This window comes from Tolypothrix tenuis PCC 7101, assembly GCF_963874875.1.
In the GTDB taxonomy this organism is placed as follows: Bacteria; Cyanobacteriota; Cyanobacteriia; order Cyanobacteriales; family Nostocaceae; genus Aulosira; species Aulosira tenue.
The window spans coordinates 6,619,162-6,636,517 of record NZ_CAWNJS010000001.1; the positions used below are offsets into that span (position 1 = coordinate 6,619,162).

Consider the following 17,356-nt stretch of genomic DNA (forward strand, 5'->3'; position numbering starts at 1 on the left):
ATTCTCTGTCCTTTTGGTGCATTAGTTACATGACTGCCCAATCCTCTGCTCCCTTTTCACCCCAAGAAATCGCCGCTGAAGGTTTGAAACCAGAAGAATACGAAGAAATTGTCCGACGGTTAGGGCGACATCCCAACAAAGCTGAACTAGGAATGTTTGGGGTAATGTGGTCAGAGCATTGTTGTTATAAAAATTCCCGGCCTTTACTTAAACAGTTTCCCACAACAGGCCCCAGAATTCTGGTTGGGCCTGGTGAAAATGCTGGTGTTGTAGATTTAGGCGACGGATTACAACTTGCTTTTAAAATTGAATCCCATAATCACCCCTCAGCAGTTGAACCCTTCCAAGGTGCGGCAACGGGAGTTGGAGGTATCCTGAGAGATATCTTTACGATGGGTGCGCGTCCCATAGCTTTGTTAAATTCCCTGCGCTTTGGTTCCCTAGAAGATGGAAAAACTCAAAGGCTGTTCCAAGGAGTTGTAGCTGGGATTAGCCACTATGGTAATTGCTTGGTTGGTGATGAAACATTTATCTGGCGCGATCGCAATGGTGTCAATTTCGACAAAATTGGCAACTTTGTCGAATCGCGGTTGAGTGGAAATATCACCACTCTAGAATTAGATGATGCGATCGCAGTTGAAACTCTTTCTCTAGACCCTGATACTCATGCTAGTTGTTGGCAGCGTGTACGGCGGATTTTCAAGAGGCGCACTCAAAATTTGGTAACTATTCGTACAAATCTGGGTCGTACTCTTACGGTGACACCAGATCATCCCATGTTGGTGCAGTCAAAGGGTCAATGGGATATCTGTACTGCCCAATCTTTAAAAGTAGGTGATGAAATCCCCATTCTTACTGCTTTACCCCAAAGCGATCGCACCGAAGAAATTCTCCCATTAGATTTAATATCTACTTTGAATCCAGAAGATGGGACTGGTAAAGATGTATATGTGGAACTCCCCGCAACTTGGCAACCGACAGCAGAAATTCGTACAGCTTTGCGATTACTCGAACCTTCTGCGGTTAATCGTCATCAGTACTTGAAAGATGGTAGGTTGCCCCTAGGATATTTTCTCGCCTTAGAATCCGTACTCAAAATATCCCGGAGCGAAGTCCGCCTGTTCCGTCGTGGCAAAGCCAATTATATGCGGGCGGTTATCACCCCTGATGCAGGTTTTGCAAGATTACTGGGCTATTACCTCTCAGAAGGATGTGTCTCTCAAAATGGCAATACCTATAAGATTATTTTTACTTTCGCTCTCCATGAAAGTGAATATATCGAAGATGTTGTCAGCGCTTTAAAAGATTTGGGATTACGCCCATGTGTGGAAAAACGGTCTTCAACAATCGCCGTTTATGCTACTTCTTGGCTGTTGGGGCATATCTTGAAAAATGTTTGGCAATGCGGTGCTGGTGCAAGCAATAAAGCTTTTCCCAATTTTGTGTTCGCATGGCCAAGTAACTTACAACGTGAAGCCCTCAAGGGTTTACTTAGAGGCGATGGTTCCCTAACTACAAAAACTCATGGCAGTCATGCCAAAATATCGTTTGCGACAACTAGCCACAAGTTGTTTGAGCAAACTCTGATGCTAATTCAAAATCAAGGAGCAATTCCTTACATTTATCAACGACCAGCATCAGTAGGAGAGATAGAAGGGCGCAAGCATACAAGATTACCATTATGGCAGTTAGAAGTTACCAACTTTGCTGGACTAACCGCTTTAGCTAATGTATTTTCTCAAGCAAGAACGGCAGAACTAGTTACTGCTTTGGCACGATATGACGGAACAAAATATTCTTTCCCACGTTTCCGTCAACCTGCAAATACCTTAGCAGTGGTCAAAATTACCAGTATAGAAACCAAAAATGTTGATGAATGCAATGTCTACGATGTAGAAGTAGATAATACTCATCTTTTCGTTACTACTTCTGGTATTATCACCCACAATTGCGTCGGAGTTCCCACAGTTGGCGGTGAAGTTTACTTTGACCCTGCTTACTCTGGAAATCCCTTAGTAAATGTCATGGCTTTGGGATTGATGGAAACTCCAGAAATTGTTAAATCTGGGGCTTCTGGGATTGGTAACCCTGTGCTGTATGTCGGTTCCACCACCGGACGCGATGGTATGGGAGGCGCAAGTTTTGCCAGTGCAGAATTGAGTGATGAATCTCTAGATGACCGTCCGGCTGTGCAAGTTGGCGATCCATTTTTAGAAAAATCGTTAATTGAAGCCTGTTTAGAAGCATTTAAGACAGGTGCGGTTGTCGCCGCCCAAGATATGGGTGCTGCAGGTATTACCTGTTCCACATCAGAGATGGCTGCTAAAGGTGGTGTCGGTATTGAACTGGATTTAGATAAAATTCCGGTGCGGGAACTGGGGATGGTTCCCTATGAATACCTGCTTTCGGAATCGCAAGAAAGAATGCTGTTTGTTGCCCACAAGGGAAGAGAACAGGAGTTAATTGATATTTTTCACCGTTGGGGACTCCAGGCGGTTGTTGCTGGGACTGTGATTGCAGAACCAATTGTACGGATTCTGTTTGAGGGTGGAATCGCAGCGGAAATTCCTGCTGATGCTTTAGCTGAAAACACTCCCCTATATCATCGGGAATTGTTGGCGGAACCTCCAGAATATGCCCGCCAAGCTTGGGAATGGCAAGCTGATTCTTTACCTCCCTGCAATACTGCTGGGATTGAAATTCAAGGAAGTCTGCAAAGTTGGAGTGATATTTTGTTAACTTTGTTGGATACTCCCACCATTGCTTCTAAAAGCTGGGTTTATCGTCAGTATGACCATCAGGTACAGAATAATACGGTGATTTTCCCTGGTGGTGCTGATGCAGCGGTGGTGCGCTTACGTCCTTTAGAACCCCCTGGCAAAACAGGAAGTAAGACAGGTGTCGCCGCAACAGTAGATTGTAATCCCCGCTATGTTTATCTTGACCCTTATGAAGGTGCTAAGGCTGTGGTGGCTGAAGCTGCGCGCAATCTTAGCTGTGTCGGTGCTGAACCCTTAGCTGTAACAGATAATTTGAATTTTGGCAGCCCAGAAAAACCCATAGGATACTGGCAATTAGCTGAAGCTTGTCGCGGTTTAGCGGAAGGTTGTCGGGAATTGGCTACCCCGGTAACTGGTGGGAATGTTTCTCTTTATAATGAAACCCTGGATTCTCAAGGCAATCCCCAGCCCATTTATCCGACTCCGGTTGTGGGTATGGTGGGATTAATTCCCGATATCAGCAAAATTTGTGGTCAAGCTTGGCAAGCTGCAGGCGATGCAATTTATCTTTTAGGTTTGCCACCTCAATCTGACGATAATTTAGGCGCTTCTGAATATTTAGCTGCAATTCACAACACTATTGCTGGTAAACCGCCCAAGGTGGATTTTGAATCGGAACGTCGCATTCAAAAAGTTTGCCGCGAGGGGATTCGTGCAGGCTGGATACGTTCAGCCCATGATTGTGCTGAGGGCGGATTAGTTGTGGCTTTAGCAGAATCTTGTATTGCGGGTAACCTCGGTGCCCAAATCACTTTAGAATTACCAGCCAATAACTCAACAAGGTTGGATACATTGCTGTTTGGTGAAGGTGGTGGACAAATTTTAGTGTCTGTAGGTTCAGAACAACAAGAAATTTGGGAATCCTATTTACAGGAACATCTCGGTCAACAATGGCAAAAACTGGGAACAGTGGTTAATTCAGAGATGGGTTTGGGGGTCTTAACCTCTGATAACCAAACCTTAATAAAAGGTAGTATCAACGATATGACAAATCGCTATTCCCAAGCGATCGCTAAACGATTAGCAGTTCATATTACTACCCCCAGTTAATTCGTATAATCCCCCCTATGGGAATTATTAGCATCATTTAGCATAATTACGGTACTGTTTTAATGGATGGTTAAAGATTTGTTAAGAAGTCTGCATCTATCCACCCATAGAAATCGGGGATTTTAAATTTTGGATTTGGGATGGTAGAAACTTTGCCGACAAGGTTTCTACCATCTACAAGACTGAGACTCAAAATCTCCCACAATACTATCTCTGCCCATTTGGGATTGCACAATCCCAGTGACTTGACACCACCACCAGGAGCAAAGCTAGCATGATTCCCTACCATCCCGACTCTTTGGATGATTACTCTCAACAATCTGACAACGCTATCAATAGTGATGAAAATCGTCCAGACAAGCCAGAAGAAGCTTGTGGAGTTTTTGGTATCTACGCACCAGGAGAAGACGTTGCTAAACTAACCTACTTTGGATTGTATGCACTCCAACACCGGGGTCAAGAATCTGCTGGCATTGCCACATTTGAGGGTACAAAAGTACACCTGCATAAAGATATGGGCTTGGTGTCTCAAGTCTTTAATGAAACGGTTCTCCAAGAATTGCCAGGTAACCTGGCTGTAGGACACACTCGTTACTCAACTACGGGTTCTAGCCGCAAGGTTAACGCCCAGCCTGCTGTAGTCGAGACTAGTTTAGGTTCATTAGCTTTAGCACATAATGGTAATTTAGTCAATACAGTAGAATTGCGCGAACAGTTGCTTAAGAACAAATGCAACTTAGTGACAACGACAGACTCAGAAATGATTGCCTTTGCGATCGCAGAAGAAGTAAATGCTGGGGCAAATTGGCTAGATGCAACTATGGAAGCTTGTCGCCGTTGCCAAGGAGCCTTTAGTTTAGTAATTGGCACTCCCGATGGCGTGATGGGTGTACGCGACCCTAATGGGATTCGTCCATTAGTCATTGGCTTGTTAGCTGGTGAGCCAGACCGTTATGTCTTAGCTTCCGAAACTTGTGGCTTAGATATTATTGGCGCAGAATATGTGCGAGATGTTCAACCAGGGGAATTAGTTTGGATTAACGAAGAAGGTTTAACTTCCATTCAATGGCATCAACAGACCCAACGTAAGTTATGCATCTTTGAAATGATTTACTTTGCTCGTCCTGATAGCCTTATGCATGACGAGACTTTGTACAGTTACCGGATGCGTCTAGGACGACGACTCGCCGCAGAATCTCTGGTTGAGGCTGATTTGGTATTTGGGGTTCCTGATTCTGGCATACCAGCAGCCATTGGATTTTCCCAAGCTTCTGGCATTGCTTATGGTGAAGGCTTGATTAAAAATCGCTACGTAGGACGCACCTTTATTCAGCCTACTCAATCCATGCGCGAGTCGGGTTTGCGGATGAAACTCAATCCTCTGAAAGATGTGCTAGTAGGCAAACGCGTGGTGATTGTAGATGATTCCATTGTGCGGGGAACCACCAGCCGGAAATTAGTCAAAACTCTGCGTGAAGCTGGTGCAGCAGAGGTACATATGCGAATTTCCTCTCCGCCAGTCACTCATCCTTGCTTTTATGGCATTGATACCGACACCCAGGATCAGCTAATTGCTGCTACCAAGTCAGTAGAAGAAATTGCCAAGCAATTGGAAGTAGATACCCTCGCTTATCTCAGTTGGGAGGGAATGCTAGAAACAACCAGAGAAGACACCAATAGTTTCTGTTCTGCTTGCTTTACAGGTGATTACCCCGTTGCTATTCCTGAGCAAGTGAAGCGTTCTAAGTTGATTTTAGAAAAGGTTGTAGTTTAGAAGTTGGGTAATGGGTAATGGGTTATGGGTTATGGGGAAGAGAGAATAATTGACCTTTTCCCTTTTGACCCATCTCCTCAAGCTAAAATTAGGTAAATACCCCACAAAAAATATCTCATGAACCAGCAGACAACTGAGAGAGTGCGCTGGACAACCGCTGATTTGGAGTTGTTTCCAGATAACGGGAACCGCTATGAAATTATTGACGGGGAATTGTTTGTGACGAGAGCGCCTCACTGGAAGCATCAGAAAACTTGTGTGAGAATTAGCGGGGTTTTGGATAACTGGTCACAGGTTAGTGGTTTAGGAGAAGTTGTCACAGCTCCAGGTATAATTTTTGGCGACAACGATCATGTGATTCCTGATGTTGTCTGGGCTAGCAATGAGAAACTAGCTACTGTGTTAGATGAGGCGGGACATTTGACTGCTGCACCAGAATTGGTGGTTGAGGTACTATCTGCGGGAATAGAGAATGAAAAGCGAGATAGGGAATTAAAACTCAAGCTCTATTCATCACGAGGTGTTAGAGAATATTGGATTGTGGATTGGCGTAAGCAACAAATAGAAGTTTATCGCAGAGAACAAGGGATTTTAAAGTTAGCTGCGACTTTATTCCATGATGATGAATTGACATCACCTATTTTGCCTGATTTTACTTGTGCGATCGCTCTTTTGTTTAAATGAGAAATTAAGCTAGCGATCGCCTTATATATCCTAATTTACTTCAATTGGCGATACCCCAAAGCTATATTACTCCAGCCAGTTGCCCAAGGTAAAATAAGAGTCTACCTCATCAAAAAGCAGTATGTTAAAAGTCCAGCGTTTACAAATGCAACGCTACGGTGTTGCTATTTTGTCAGTGCTAATGGCGTTGCTATTAGGTTTAATGCTGGAAAAACTGCTACAAATAAAGGTTGCGTCACTTTTTTTTGCGGCTGTAGTCTTTAGTAGTTGGTATGGTGGATTCTCTGCTGGGTTAGTGGCTACAGTCTTGGCCATCTTAGCTAATAATTATTTTTTTACACAACCGATATACGTTTTTACACTTAATAATCCTTCTGATGCTTTAGAGCTAGTTATATTTAGTTCAGTATCGCTATTGATTAGTTCGTTAAATGCAGAATTGCAGGTTGCTAAACAAGCATCGGAAGCCAAGTTAGCAACACTTCAAGTAAGCTACCGTCGCTTGCTAGAGACAGCTAATGAAGGTATTTGGATATTTGACAATCAAGGCAAAACAGAATATGTCAACCAGCGTTTAGCCCAAATGCTAGGCTACGCCATAGAAGAGATGATTGGTCAACCAATTTTCAACTTTGTAGAACATCAAGTTGAAATTGAATTAGACCACTGGTTAACGCAACAAAGGTACAATCTGCAAGATATTAACCAGCAATTTGACTTGTGTTTACGCTGTAAAGACACATCAGAACTTTGGGCAATTGTCTCCACTAGTCCCATTTTGAACCAGCAGGGTGAATTTTCGAGTGCGATCGCCATGCTAACTGATATTACTAAACGCAAACAAACCGAAGTCGCCCTGCAAGAAAGTCAAGCAGCACTGCAACAAAAGCAAGAAAGGCTTGATTTAGCACAAGCTGCGGCGAAAAGTGGCAGCTTTGAGTGGAATATTCAAACTAATGTCAATATTTGGTCAAAAGAGTTAGAAGCACTCTATGGTTTAAACCCTGGTGAGTTTGGCGGTAGTTATGAAGAATGGGCGAGATGGGTTCATCCCGATGATTTAGCTAAAGCCGAAGCAGATTTGATGAATGCGCTGAAAACAGGGGAATTTTTCACTGATTGGCGTGTGGTTTGGAAAGATGGCAGTATTCATTGGATGCACGCCAGAGCGAAAGTATTTTACGATGATGCGGGTCAACCTTTACGCATGGTGGGTATTAATGTTGATATTACTGAGCGCAAACGCACAGAATTCGCCCTGCAAAAAAGTGAAGCGATCGCAAAAGCACGGGCGCAAGAACTAGAAACTTTCATGGAAACGGTTCCTGCTGCTGTTTGGATTGCCCATGATCCGCACTGTCATAACATGAGCGTTAACCGAGCTGCTTATGAATTGATGCGGCTACCGCCAGGCTCAGTATTAACTGCTACTCCTGCTGATGGTGAGTTTCCATTTAAATTCAAAATCCAAAAAAATGGTCAAGACATTCCACCAAACGAATTACCAATGCAATTAGCAGGTCGTATTGGGAAACTAGTTGAGGCAGAATGTGAATTTGTTTTTAGTGACGAAGATGTGCGCTCCATCTACGGCAAAGCCGTGCCATTGTGGGATGAAGCTGGTGCTATCCGTGGTGTAATTGGCGCATTTTTGGATGTCACAGAACGAAAACAAGTAGAGGATGCATTACGAGAAAATCAAGAACGTCTAGCTTTAGCGCTGGATGCCGCTAGGATGGGATCTTGGGATTGGGATCTGTTGAGCGATCGCGTGATGTGGACACCTTACCATGAAATGATTTTTGGCTATGAGCCTGGAAACCCTCATCGAACTTATCAGGATTGGTTGAACCGCATTCATCCAGAGGATCTGCATCGCTTTGAGGTAACAATTAAAACAGCGATGACAAAACGCCAAAACTATGAAGACGAATACCGAGTAGTTTGGGCAGATGGTAGCTTACATTGGGTATCAGCCTTTGGACGCTTCCAGTACAATCAACATGGCCAACCGATTCGGATGTTGGGAATGCTGTTTGAAATTAGCGATCGCAAGCAAGCAGAAGCAGCACTTCGCCAAAGAGAATTAATGTTTAGCACATTAGCGGATACCATGCCGCAAATGTTTTGGATTACCAAACCAGATGGCTATCATGAATACTTTAATCAACGCTGGTATGATTACACAGGAAAAACCTTAGAACAAACAAATGGCGAAGGATGGCAAACAGTTTTGCATCCCGATGATGTGCAACGCACGAGTGAAGTTTGGCAAGATTCTTTGCGTACTGGCAAAACTTATGAAATTGAGTACCGTTTTCTGCGTGCTGATGGCGAATATCGTTGGCATTTAGGGCGAGCATTTCCATTACGCAATCAAGAAGGTCAAATTATTAACTGGTTTGGTTCTTGTACTGATATTCACGACCAAAAGTTAGCAATTGAAGAACGCGCCCAAGCTTTAGCAAGGGAACGAACTGCGCGTATAGAACTAGAAAAAGCCAGTCGCATGAAAGATGATTTTCTCGCAATTGTCTCCCATGAACTACGTTCGCCACTCAATCCGATTTTAGGTTGGTCAACATTGCTGCTCAACCGCCAATTGAATGCCCAAAAGACAACTCAAGCCCTAGAAATCATCCAGCGCAACGCCAAATTACAAACAGGATTAATTGATGATTTATTAGATGTTTCGCGGATTCTCCGTGGCAAACTCAGCTTAAGTATATGTGAAGTTGACTTAGTTGCCATTGTGGAAGCATCTGTAGAAACCGTGCGTTTAGCAGCTGAAGCGAAATCGATTCAAATTCAGACCCAGCTTGACCCCACGGTTGGTAAATTAGAAGGCGATCCTAACCGCTTGCAGCAAGTAGTAGTAAATATACTTACCAATGCTGTGAAGTTTACACCAGAGGGAGGTCGCATCTACATCCAACTCCAGCAGATGGGAACTCATGCCCAAATTCAGGTTACCGACACAGGTAAAGGAATTAGTCCCGACTTTCTGCCCTACGTATTTGAGCGTTTTCGGCAAGCAGATGCAGCAACAACCCGGAAATTTGGCGGTTTAGGCTTAGGTTTAGCAATTGTCCGTCACATAGTGGAACTTCACGATGGTAATATCCAAGCTGCCAGCCCAGGAGAAGGGTTTGGCGCAACCTTCACTGTCACGCTACCCGTGATGACTCCTGTCTTGCAAAGCATTGAAAATCAGGAATTGCAAAATCATTGCCCAAATCTTCAGGGTTTGCGAGTAGTCGCTGTAGATGATGATGTTGATAGCCTGGATCTCATCACCTTTATCTTGGAGCAATATGGCATTGAAGTTACAGCAGTTTCTTCAGCCCGTGAAGCAATAAAAGCGATCGCCCAAATTCAACCAGATTTATTAATCAGCGATATCGCCATGCCAGAAATCGACGGTTATACACTCATCCGTCAAGTAAGAGAAATGGAAGCAGTAAAAGGTGGAAGGCTACCCGCGATCGCCCTCACCGCATTTGCGGGAGAAACAAACAATCACAAAATTCTCGCCGCAGGTTTCCAAAACCACATTACTAAGCCTGTCGATCCAGATGAATTGGCAATGGTGATTGAGCAAGAAGTTAAATAGGGCATGGGGCATTGGGCATTGGGCATTTTTTATATTCTCCCCTGCTCCCTGCTCCCTGCTCCCTGCCCCCCTGCTTCCTCATCTCCCCAAGCGGGCGTAAAATCACTACTAAAATATAACAGTACGCACGTTCTACTATAACTCCAGTAAAGATAGTATTATTAAGGACTGTTTCACGCCTCCTTCACCATCAGCTTGCCGATATGTCAGAGCAAAAGCTAGCCGCATCCTTGAATGGACATCTTCCGCACAAGAGCCACAACAACCAGAATACGATTCGTATTCGGGGTGCGAGGCAGCATAATCTGAAAAATATTGATTTAGAATTACCACGTGATCGCCTGATTGTTTTTACTGGCGTTTCTGGTTCGGGTAAGTCTTCTTTGGCTTTTGATACCATCTTCGCGGAAGGACAACGCCGCTATGTGGAATCTCTCAGCGCCTATGCTCGGCAATTCCTGGGACAATTGGATAAGCCGGATGTGGAGGCGATTGAAGGTTTAAGTCCGGCGATTTCGATTGACCAAAAGTCTACCTCTCATAACCCCCGTTCCACAGTGGGGACGGTGACAGAAATTTACGATTATTTGCGGCTGCTGTTTGGACGGGCGGGTGAACCCCACTGTCCGATATGCGATCGCTGTATTTCGCCGCAAACCATTGATGAGATGGTAGATCGGATTATGGATTTAAGCGATCGCACTCGCTTTCAAATTCTCGCCCCTGTAGTTAGAGGTAAAAAAGGCACTCACCGCAAACTGTTATCGAGTTTGGCTTCCCAAGGTTTTGTGCGGGTGCGCGTTGATGGTGAAGTCAGAGAATTATCCGATTCCATTGAATTAGACAAGAATTTCACTCACACTATTGAAGTAGTCATCGACCGTTTAATCAAAAAAGATGGCATCCAAGAACGTTTAGTTGATTCATTATCTACTTGTCTCAAACTGTCAGGTGGAATAGCCAATATTCTCCTCACTCATGACAAAGGACAAATAACAAATGACGAAGGACAAACAGAAGAAGAATTAGTATTTTCTGAGAACTTTGCTTGCCCAGAGCATGGGGCGGTGATGGAAGAATTATCACCGCGATTGTTCTCGTTTAACTCACCTTATGGTGCTTGCCCTAATTGTCATGGAATTGGTAGTTTAAAAAGATTTTCGCCAGATTTAATTATTCCTGATAGCGATGCACCAGTTTATGCAGCAATTGCACCTTGGTCAGAAAAAGATAATTCTTATTATTTAGAATTGCTCTATGCTTTAGGGCAAGCTCACGGATTTGAATTACAAGTTCAGTGGAGCAAATTAACTTCAGAACAGCAAAACATTATCTTACATGGAGAAGAAGCCAATACCGCAGCCGAGCGGAAACAGAGCTTCAAAGGTGTGATTCCTATCCTGCAAAGACAATATGAAGGTGGTTCTGAGTTAATTAAGCAGAAATTAGAAGATTATTTAATCGATCAACCCTGCGAAGTTTGTCATGGTAAGCGGTTAAAACCAGAAGCTTTATCAGTGCGTTTAGGACAGTATCAAATCTTAGATTTAACGGGTGTTTCTATCCGCGATTCTCGGCAGAGAATTGAACAATTAAAATTAAGCGATCGCCAATTTCAAATTGCTGATTTAGTCCTACGAGAAATTAAAGCTAGATTGCAATTTTTACTGGATGTTGGATTAGATTACCTCACTCTCGACCGTCCCGCCATGACCCTGTCTGGTGGTGAAGCTCAACGTATTCGTCTCGCCACACAAATCGGTTCAGGCTTAACAGGAGTCCTCTACGTTTTAGATGAACCAAGTATAGGTTTACATCAAAGAGATAACGGCAGATTACTCAAAACTTTAACTAAATTACGCGATTTAGGTAATACCTTAATTGTGGTAGAGCATGATGAAGAAACCATTCGTGCAGCGAATCACATTGTTGATATTGGCCCTGGTGCAGGAATTCATGGTGGTCATATTGTCGCCCAAGGTGATTTGCAGGAATTACTAACAGCAGAAGATTCTTTAACAGGCGCTTATTTATCAGGAAGGCGAGTAATTCATACACCAGCCGAACGCCGTGAAGGAAACGGGCGGAGTTTGACAATTAAAAACGCCCATCGCAATAATCTGCGAAATATTGATGTCGAAATTCCTTTGGGTAAACTTGTCGCTGTGACTGGTGTTTCTGGTTCAGGAAAATCTACCTTAATTAATGAATTACTTTACCCAGCATTACAACATCATTTAACAAAGAGAGTTCCTTTACCCAAAGAAATAGAGGAAATTAAGGGATTAAATTCTGTTGATAAAGCCATTGTTATTGACCAATCTCCTATTGGGAGAACACCACGTTCTAACCCTGCAACTTACACAGGCGTTTTTGATGTCATTCGTGATGTTTTTTCCCAAACAGTAGAAGCCAAAGCGAGAGGCTATAAACCCGGACAATTTTCTTTTAATGTTAAAGGTGGACGTTGCGAAGCTTGTAGCGGACAGGGTGTAAATGTCATCGAAATGAACTTTTTACCCGATGTTTATGTGCAATGTGAAATTTGTAAAGGTGCGAGATACAACCGCGAAACATTGCAGGTGAAGTACAAAGATAAAACCATTTCCGACGTTCTCAACATGACAGTTGAAGAAAGTTTAGACTTTTTTCAAAACATCCCCAAAGCTGTTACCCGCTTACAAACTTTAGTTGATGTTGGCTTAGGTTATGTTCAATTAGGTCAACCAGCAACTACCTTATCTGGTGGCGAAGCACAGCGCGTAAAATTGGCAACAGAATTATCTCGTCGCGCCACAGGTAAGACACTTTATTTAATTGATGAACCTACAACAGGTTTATCTTTTTATGATGTCCACAAATTGCTAGATGTATTGCAACGTTTGGTAGATAAAGGTAATTCAATTTTAGTAATTGAACACAATTTAGATGTCATTCGTTGCGCTGACTGGGTAATAGATTTAGGCCCAGATGGTGGCGATAAGGGTGGAGAAGTAATTGCAGTAGGAACACCAGAAGAAGTTGCAGCCAATCCCCGTTCTTACACTGGCGAATATTTGCGTCAGGTATTGCAACAGTATCCAGCTTTGAAGAAGTAACAGTGCGAAGAATACAGTTCGGATCAAACAAATCGATTGACGTTTAAATCTTGTAGAGACGCGATTCATCGCGTCTCCATAACCCCAAAATCATAACAAAAAATTTTTAACCGAACCGTATTGAGAGCATCGAGTTTTTTATATACTTCCTTTATCTAACAGCGACTTATAAGCGCTAAAGTTAAACGTGGGTATCTGAATTCCCTCAAGCAACAAACTAAAACAAATGTCTCTTCCCACAGATATAATTTTTTGGATGAGCATCATAAAATCAGCTTATCTGTTGGAGGGTTGCTAGTGGAATTGCTTTACAATTTCTTCTCTTCAGGGAATTTCATTCCACATGGCCATTGTTACCTGTGGAAACCAGAGTTAGTTTGGTTGCATATCTTAGCTGACACTCTCATTGCACTTTCTTACTACTCAATTCCCCTCACTCTCATATATTTTGTTCGTAAAAGAGATGACATTCCATTTAAAGTAATTTTTCTATTATTTGGAGCTTTCATCATTTCTTGTGGAACCACACATCTGATGGAAGTGTGGACACTTTGGCACCCTGTTTATTGGCTATCTGGTGCGATGAAAGCTATCACTGCACTCATTTCTTTATATACAGCAATTACTCTTATACCTTTAGTTCCCCAAGCACTCGCTCTCCCCAGTCCTGCACAATTGGAAGCTGCATATATGGCTTTAAAAGATGAAAATGCAGAACGACAGCGAGTCGAGCAAGAATTGAGAAAATACAAAGAAACCTTAGAAGAATTAGTAGAACAACGCACTGCTGAACTAGCAAAAACTAATGAGCAACTCCAACAAGAAATTATTCAACGTCAGCAATCTCAAGAAAAAATGGCTGAATTATTAAAGGCGGTAAAAAGTGCCAATCAAGATTTAAATGATTTTGCTTATGTAGTTTCTCACGATTTGAAAGCGCCTCTACGAGGAATCAGTTCATTATCAGAATGGCTATTAAGTGATTATGGCGATCAATTTGATGATGAGGGAAAAGAATTAGTCAGATTGCTCATCAGTAGAGTTAAAAAAATGTACAATCTCATTGATGGGATTTTACAATATTCTCGCGCTGGCAGTTATCGAGAACAAAAGACCCAAGTTAATTTAAATGATGTGGTGAGAGATGTAATTGATTTGCTTGCACCACCAGAAAATATTCAAATAGAAATTACAAGTATATTGCCAATTATTAGCGCTGAGACAACTAGAATCAAACAAATTTTTCAGAATTTATTGAGTAATGCTATTAAATTTATCGATAAGCCACAAGGTCAAATAATTATTAACTGTACTGAAGATAATAGTTATTGGCAGTTTAGTATTGCTGATAATGGCCCGGGTATTGAAGAAAAATATTTTACAAAAGTTTTTCAAATGTTTCAGAAATTATCTAATGATGATAATTCAGATAGTACGGGAATTGGTTTATCTTTGGTCAAGAAAATTGTAGAGCTATATGGCGGTACAGTTTGGGTAGAATCGGAAGTGGGTCAAGGTAGTAAGTTCTTTTTTACGTTGAAGAAATAGCTAGTAATTAATAATATGATGCGTTACTGAAATTTAGATCCCCGACTTTTTCAAAAAGTCGGGGATCTGGGCAGCGACTTTTGCTTGAGTAAGTGGTAATTAATAATATGATGCGTTACGCTGACGCTAACGCATCCTACTGGACTAATTATCTTTGCCTTTTTCGATAAACTGTCGCAAAATCTCACTAGGTTTTCTATCCCAAGTATCAATATGCTCATATATCAAATTCTCTTGATTGAGCTTATAAGTGGAATAACCATTAAAAAATATCTTCGCTTTCCAGGGAACGCGCAATACACCTCGCACTGTCCACTTCGCTAGAATTGTATCCTCGGCTGACTGATAAACTTCATGCAAATCGAAGAAAATTTGCGTAAAAAATAGCTGTGCGTGAAATCTTAACGTCCAAAATATAATCCGATAATTGAATTTATATTTAAATTTATTTACTGGATCGCGAAAGTAAATATCCTGTGTATAGATATCATAAGAAATATCTTTTTCAAACAGAGTTGGTAAATCTTGTTTGAGAATCTCAATTACCTGTTCTACCTGCATTTGTATTCCCCCCCCCTGATTAGAAAAGGTTTCTAAAAAATCTTACCAACTTCTGCCAAAGTGATAAGTTATTTCTGCTATCCGCACTACTTACTGTCAAATCAGCTAAAGTTGGAAATGAGGCAGGTTGAGCATAGGGGCCACTCCGGAGTAATTGACCTAAAGCATTATTATTTTCTCGCAAACCTTCATAAAAAAAGAAGACTTCGCCGTTAATACCGCGTTTACGGTTGCAGTTAATTACTTTCAGAAGGTGTTCAGGCGTAATACAGTAAGTACCAAGCTTCATTAAAACTCCTGGCGCTAACTTGGGTAAAGTTGCATCTGTAAATTGTTCAGTAATCAATTTATTAACAACACATTTATAGGTTTGGAAGTCACGGCGGTAAATTTGTGGGTGAATCATATCCACAATTCCGCGATTTATCCAGGTAACTGAATCTTGTAAATACTCTTTAAATCCCCAATCATAAATATTGGGAGACATCGACACAATTAAATTAGGATTAATGCTTTTAACTTCTTGATAGAGACATACTAAAAATTCCGTCAGAATATCCGCACGCCATTTTAACCATTGACTATCTTGAGGGTTTTGTGGCGGATTTTGATTAAATTGCTGGCGGTAACGTGCGATCGTACCCTCATCATAACCACCTTCGCATGGTAATGCAGGAAAGCGATCGTCGCCTTGAATGCCATCAACATCATAATTCTGCACAACTTCCCGCACTAAGCTCAATAAAAATTCTTGCACTTGCGGGTCAAGAGCATTCATCCACTCAAAGCCATTTTTCTTAAGTAGTTTACCATCGCGATCGCGCGCTGCCCATTCCGGTTTTGTTTGCAACAACATTCCGCCATTTAAGTTGTAGGAACTTGCAAAGCCATATTCAAACCAAGGAATAACTTTGAGTCCAACCCGCCGCGCTTCTGCAACTACTTCCGCTAAAGGGTCACGACCAGCAAAACTGGGGTCAATTTCTACCCCAAATGTTTGCTGCATCGTTTGACTACGATACAGCGTGACTCCTTTATTCCAAACCACAGGAAATACAACATTAAATCCTGTCTCAGCCAGAAAATCCATTGCCTCAGCAATGCGTTGCTGTGACTTCAGTACTTTACTATCGGTATTAGTCAGCCAAACACCACGTGTTTCTATTAAGCTCATGTGCGTATCTAAAAACAAAGCGTGCGCTATTTGCAGTAACCCAGTGGGGAACGCAATTTTTAATTCATGACTAGCTGACTATACCGCGCTTTAATCACCATATAAATACCATAAGCAATTAAACCCAAGGCTACAAAGCCTAAAAGCCAAGGGCCATAGGGTTGTTGTGCTAAAGTCTGTAACGCCTCATCCACGCCTCCAGCAGCTTGAGCGTTATATTGCGTTGCAGCTTGAATAAAAAACCAGCCAATAATACAGAATACAATTCCCCTAGCGACTAAACCAAATCGACAGATACCAATAACCCATTTACGTTCTTTATTACTCAACTCAGATAGATTGAATTCTCTTTGGAACTTAGTACTATAAGCTTTATAAAACTGATAAAAACCTAAACCAATAACGAATGCGCCGCCAGTTCCTACTAACCATTGTCCAAAAGGTTGAGAAAGTAGACGCGCTGTCCAATCTTGAGTTGAGTTACTATTACCACTATTGCTAGATCCCAAGAGAATTTGCACAGCACTATAAGCTAGACCTGCATATATAAAACCATTGATTGCATAACTAATTCTCTGTGCTAAACCTTTAGCATCATTACCTTTATGTTCTGGATCTTTGATAGCTTCAACAAAGCGCCACAGTACATATCCAATTAAGCCAATTGCTACCAAAGCCAGTAAAATTTGTCCAAAAGGTTGTTCTCCTAGTGTTTGTAAAGCACCTTTAGTATCAGTTGTTTTGCCACCTGTACCAAAAGCCACCTGTGCTGCTAGTAAACCAACAATAGCGTAAACTACTCCTTTGGATGCATAACCAAATCTGCCTAATCTTTCTACCCATAATGATGGGCGATCCATTAGATGTTGTGTCATTGTATTGTCCATAATTTATGCAAATTCTTTTAGCAGAATTTACATATTATTAACATCTATCTATTGGCAATATTTAGATTATCTCAAGATATATTTATCAATTTTATATTCATTAAATCTATTACTGAAACTTTTCTTTTAACAGATGTTGTAATAAGCCTGAGAAAAGATAATGCAGTCATCTCTCAGATAAACCAAC

At 41.9% G+C, this 17,356-nt stretch carries 10 protein-coding genes; 6 read left to right on the plus strand and 4 right to left on the minus strand.

Annotation, left to right across the window (positions count from 1 at the left end; translation table 11 throughout):
* The first annotated feature begins 29 nt into the window (after window positions 1-29).
* Entirely contained in the window at window positions 30-3,830 is a 3,801-nt protein-coding gene (purL, locus tag AACU25_RS26155; RefSeq protein WP_096580668.1) for a phosphoribosylformylglycinamidine synthase subunit PurL, read from the plus strand.
* Between the two features lie 70 nt (window positions 3,831-3,900).
* Here purL and AACU25_RS26160 read toward each other — a convergent pair whose 3' ends face one another.
* Window positions 3,901-4,119 (minus strand): hypothetical protein, encoded by a 219-nt coding sequence (locus AACU25_RS26160; RefSeq protein WP_096580670.1) that lies wholly within the window; start codon window positions 4,117-4,119, stop codon window positions 3,901-3,903.
* On the opposite strand from AACU25_RS26160, the gene purF reads away from it, so the two are divergent.
* The 5 genes from purF (at window position 4,105) to AACU25_RS26185 (ending at window position 14,547) form a co-directional block, all read left to right on the plus strand.
* Entirely contained in the window at window positions 4,105-5,604 is a 1,500-nt protein-coding gene (gene purF, locus AACU25_RS26165; RefSeq protein ID WP_096580672.1) for an amidophosphoribosyltransferase, read from the plus strand. The genes AACU25_RS26160 and purF overlap by 15 nt on opposite strands.
* Window positions 5,605-5,721: 117 nt before the next feature.
* Window positions 5,722-6,288, plus strand: coding sequence for a Uma2 family endonuclease (locus AACU25_RS26170; protein WP_096580674.1), 567 nt, complete (start codon window positions 5,722-5,724; stop codon window positions 6,286-6,288).
* 121 nt (window positions 6,289-6,409) lie between these two features.
* Window positions 6,410-9,901: a hybrid sensor histidine kinase/response regulator gene (locus tag AACU25_RS26175; protein WP_096580676.1), complete on the plus strand. Its 3,492-nt coding sequence runs from the start codon at window positions 6,410-6,412 to the stop codon at window positions 9,899-9,901.
* A 203-nt stretch (window positions 9,902-10,104) separates the two neighbouring features.
* The gene (uvrA, locus tag AACU25_RS26180) at window positions 10,105-12,999 is read left to right on the plus strand and encodes an excinuclease ABC subunit UvrA (RefSeq protein WP_096580678.1); all 2,895 of its coding nucleotides are present in this window, start codon (window positions 10,105-10,107) and stop codon (window positions 12,997-12,999) included.
* Between the two features lie 297 nt (window positions 13,000-13,296).
* A complete protein-coding gene (locus AACU25_RS26185; protein WP_422641113.1) occupies window positions 13,297-14,547 on the plus strand; it encodes a sensor histidine kinase in 1,251 nt (416 codons plus the stop codon).
* A 144-nt stretch (window positions 14,548-14,691) separates the two neighbouring features.
* Here the strand turns inward: AACU25_RS26185 and AACU25_RS26190 are convergent, their stop codons facing one another.
* From AACU25_RS26190 to AACU25_RS26200, 3 genes are read right to left on the minus strand one after another with little or no spacing between them, the layout of a single operon-like run.
* Window positions 14,692-15,108, minus strand: a complete 417-nt coding sequence (locus tag AACU25_RS26190) for a C6orf136 family protein (protein ID WP_096580680.1) — start codon at window positions 15,106-15,108, stop codon at window positions 14,692-14,694.
* A 19-nt stretch (window positions 15,109-15,127) separates the two neighbouring features.
* The gene (locus AACU25_RS26195; RefSeq protein ID WP_096580682.1) at window positions 15,128-16,282 is read right to left on the minus strand and encodes a glycoside hydrolase family 10-like protein; all 1,155 of its coding nucleotides are present in this window, start codon (window positions 16,280-16,282) and stop codon (window positions 15,128-15,130) included.
* Window positions 16,283-16,341: 59 nt separating this feature from the next.
* A complete protein-coding gene (locus tag AACU25_RS26200; protein WP_096584081.1) occupies window positions 16,342-17,157 on the minus strand; it encodes a DUF1206 domain-containing protein in 816 nt (271 codons plus the stop codon).
* Window positions 17,158-17,356 lie beyond the last annotated feature (199 nt).

Excerpts from the sequence above, each read along its gene's own strand:
- purL (WP_096580668.1), top strand. The coding sequence starts at position 30 with ATGACTGCCCAATCCTCTGCTCCCTTTTCACCCCAAGAAATCGCCGCT.
- purF (WP_096580672.1), top strand. The coding sequence starts at position 4,105 with ATGATTCCCTACCATCCCGACTCTTTGGATGATTACTCTCAACAATCT.
- AACU25_RS26160 (WP_096580670.1), bottom strand. The coding sequence starts at position 4,119 with ATGGTAGGGAATCATGCTAGCTTTGCTCCTGGTGGTGGTGTCAAGTCA.
- AACU25_RS26170 (WP_096580674.1), top strand. The coding sequence starts at position 5,722 with ATGAACCAGCAGACAACTGAGAGAGTGCGCTGGACAACCGCTGATTTG.
- AACU25_RS26175 (WP_096580676.1), top strand. The coding sequence starts at position 6,410 with ATGTTAAAAGTCCAGCGTTTACAAATGCAACGCTACGGTGTTGCTATT.
- uvrA (WP_096580678.1), top strand. The coding sequence starts at position 10,105 with ATGTCAGAGCAAAAGCTAGCCGCATCCTTGAATGGACATCTTCCGCAC.
- AACU25_RS26190 (WP_096580680.1), bottom strand. The coding sequence starts at position 15,108 with ATGCAGGTAGAACAGGTAATTGAGATTCTCAAACAAGATTTACCAACT.
- AACU25_RS26195 (WP_096580682.1), bottom strand. The coding sequence starts at position 16,282 with ATGAGCTTAATAGAAACACGTGGTGTTTGGCTGACTAATACCGATAGT.
- AACU25_RS26200 (WP_096584081.1), bottom strand. The coding sequence starts at position 17,157 with ATGACACAACATCTAATGGATCGCCCATCATTATGGGTAGAAAGATTA.